We start from the raw sequence: 2,423 nt of genomic DNA, 5'->3' as shown, positions 1-2,423 counted from the left end.
GAATGCCCTTCCAGCCAATGTAGTGGTCGGAGTCACCATCAAACTGGTAATAGTCACGATAGGGGGACCCGGGATTTTGCCAGGCTCCATCACCCCGTTTGTGAAAACGGTCAAACCATGGATGATTGAGGGAGGTGTGATTGAATACCGCGTCCAGCACAATCTTCATGCCCCGCTGATGAAGATCGTTTACCAGCTCGGCAAACTCCTCATTGGTGCCAAGGTGAGGATCAATATTAAGGTAGTCTGTGGTGTCGTACTTGTGATTGCCAGGAGCAGTAAAGATCGGATTCAGATAGAGTGCAGTGATTCCCAGGGATTGGAGGTAATCGAGCTTGTTACGGATACCTTCGAGATCGCCACCAAAGAACTCACTGGCACCCTGTTTTCCATGTTCTGAAACAGGCGCTCCCCAGGTTTTGGCGATAGTTGGCATTTGCTCACCCAGCAGACAGTACTCATTGGTGGTGACACTGATCCGGGGATTGGCGTTGGCAAAACGGTCGGGAAAAATTTGATAAAAGACCTGATGTTGTACCCACTCTGGTGGCTGATATTCTGCATTGAACCGAAACAGTGTTTCCTGACCAGGCATGCGTCTTGCTAAACCTGCACCATGGAGCCACCACTGACTCTCTGTGGTGATCGCTTTGAAACAATAAACCGTTGTTGCTTTATCCTGGCTAATGGGAATCGTGGCTTGCCAGTTTGTCAGCCGCCCGGAGTCCCGGGACCGCGCCATCGGAATGAGTAGTTCTTCATTGTCTGGTTCGCAGCGGACATACAACGCTTCTGGCTGGAAATCCGACTCAGTAACCAGGTAAACCGTGAGAGCTGTGTCAGATGGGACAACCCATCGCTGATCCTGCCCGTGGTAAAAAAATGGTGCTTTCATAATACGCTCGCCAAATTGAGTGACTCAATGAAATTAGTCCGTTGTCACTGCTCAAGCATTGATATTTCAGGGAATGAGACATCCGGGTGCTAAACCAGACCACGTTCCGCCATGGATAGTATCTCGCCCTGTCCCACGATCATATGATCCAGCACCTGAATGTCCACCAGTTGCAAGGCTTCCTTTAAACGCTGGGTAATGCGAATGTCCGCCTGACTGGGCTCAGGATCACCCGATGGGTGATTATGGCAGAGAATCAGTGACGCCGCATTCAACGCCAGCGCCTGCTTCACCACCTCCCTGGGATGAACGGTGGCCGCGTTCAGGGTGCCCTGAAAGAGGGTTTCAAGGGCAATAACCCGGTGTCGGGTATCCAGAAAGAGACAGGCAAACTGCTCACGCTGTAGCCCCTGGAAGTGCAGCTGCAGATATTCCCGGGTGGACTCCGGGCTTGAGATAACGTCTGAATTGGCTACCTTTTCACGGAGCACCCTGCGACACAGCTCCAGGGTGGCACTGAGCTGAGTGGCTTTGGCAGGCCCAAGGCCCTTGATGGACATAAGGTTCTGCTGGCGGGTGGTCAGCAGTTTTTCCAGACCACCGAACTGTTCCAGCAGGTGGCTGGCCAGTTCCATCACGTTCATACCCTGGCAACCCGTTCTTAACAACAGCGCCAATAGCTCCGCTTCAGTCAGTGCTGAAGGACCCATAGCCAGTATTTTTTCTCTCGGCAGCAAATGATGACTCCAGCCTTATATGATAGTGATACGGTCAGCTATTCACTGTTATGATGGAGCGGATTTTTAGTGAGTAGCCCATAGTGTTTTTTTCGATTAATGACTAATCAGACAAGCAAATTCCGGTTTAATTCCCTAAGGAAATTTCCAACCCATGCAACAGCTAAGCAACAAACGCATTGTTCTTGGTGTTACCGGCGGTATTGCTGCCTATAAGAGTGCCGAGCTGATTCGTCTGCTGACCAAACTGGGGGCGGATGTCCGTGTGGTTATGACCAGTGCTGCCTGCGAGTTTATTACCCCGTTAACCTTGCAGGCGCTGTCCCACAACCCGGTGCATCTGGATCTGCTCGATCCCGGGGCGGAAGCGGCCATGGGTCACATCGAACTGGCCCGCTGGGCAGATGTGGTGCTGATTGCCCCTGCCACTGCGGACTGTATTGCCCGACTGGCCGGTGGCCATGCCGATGATCTGTTAACCACCCTGTGCCTGGCCACCAGTTCGCCTATCTGCCTGGCACCGGCCATGAACCAGGGGATGTGGCGTGATAGTGTCACCCAACAGAATTGCCAAAAGTTGCTGGAGCGCAATATCCAACTGTTTGGCCCCGGTGACGGCAGCCAGGCCTGTGGCGATGTGGGGCCTGGCAGGATGCTGGACCCGGAGTTGATTGTGGAAAAGACCTCAGCGCTGTTCAGCCATGATATTCTCACCGGTCTCAATGTCATGATCACGGCGGGTGGCACCCGGGAAGATATTGATCCGGTCCGGTATATTTCCAACCACAGTT

The 2,423-nt window shown here is 52.8% G+C and carries 3 protein-coding genes; 1 reads left to right on the top strand and 2 read right to left on the bottom strand.

The window, feature by feature from the left end:
- Together KDK14_RS20345 and radC are read right to left on the bottom strand one after the other, a co-directional pair.
- On the bottom strand, nucleotides 1-895 hold an 895-nt coding region (locus KDK14_RS20345), incomplete at its 3' end, for an alpha-amylase family glycosyl hydrolase (protein WP_257267065.1).
- Between the two features lie 89 nt (nucleotides 896-984).
- On the bottom strand, nucleotides 985-1,632 hold the full coding sequence (gene radC / locus KDK14_RS20340; RefSeq protein WP_257267064.1) for a DNA repair protein RadC: 648 nt from the start codon (nucleotides 1,630-1,632) through the stop codon (nucleotides 985-987).
- 154 nt (nucleotides 1,633-1,786) lie between these two features.
- Here radC and coaBC point away from each other — a divergent pair.
- Nucleotides 1,787-2,423 (top strand): bifunctional phosphopantothenoylcysteine decarboxylase/phosphopantothenate--cysteine ligase CoaBC (gene coaBC / locus KDK14_RS20335; protein WP_257267063.1); only part of this gene is annotated, 637 nt, incomplete at its 3' end.

The sequence above is a fragment of the Endozoicomonas sp. ONNA2 genome (genome assembly GCF_024606365.1).
GTDB lineage: Bacteria > Pseudomonadota > Gammaproteobacteria > Pseudomonadales > Endozoicomonadaceae > Endozoicomonas.
The sequence above is the reverse complement of the archived record's forward strand: the minus strand, read 5'-3'. Positions and strand labels throughout refer to the sequence as shown.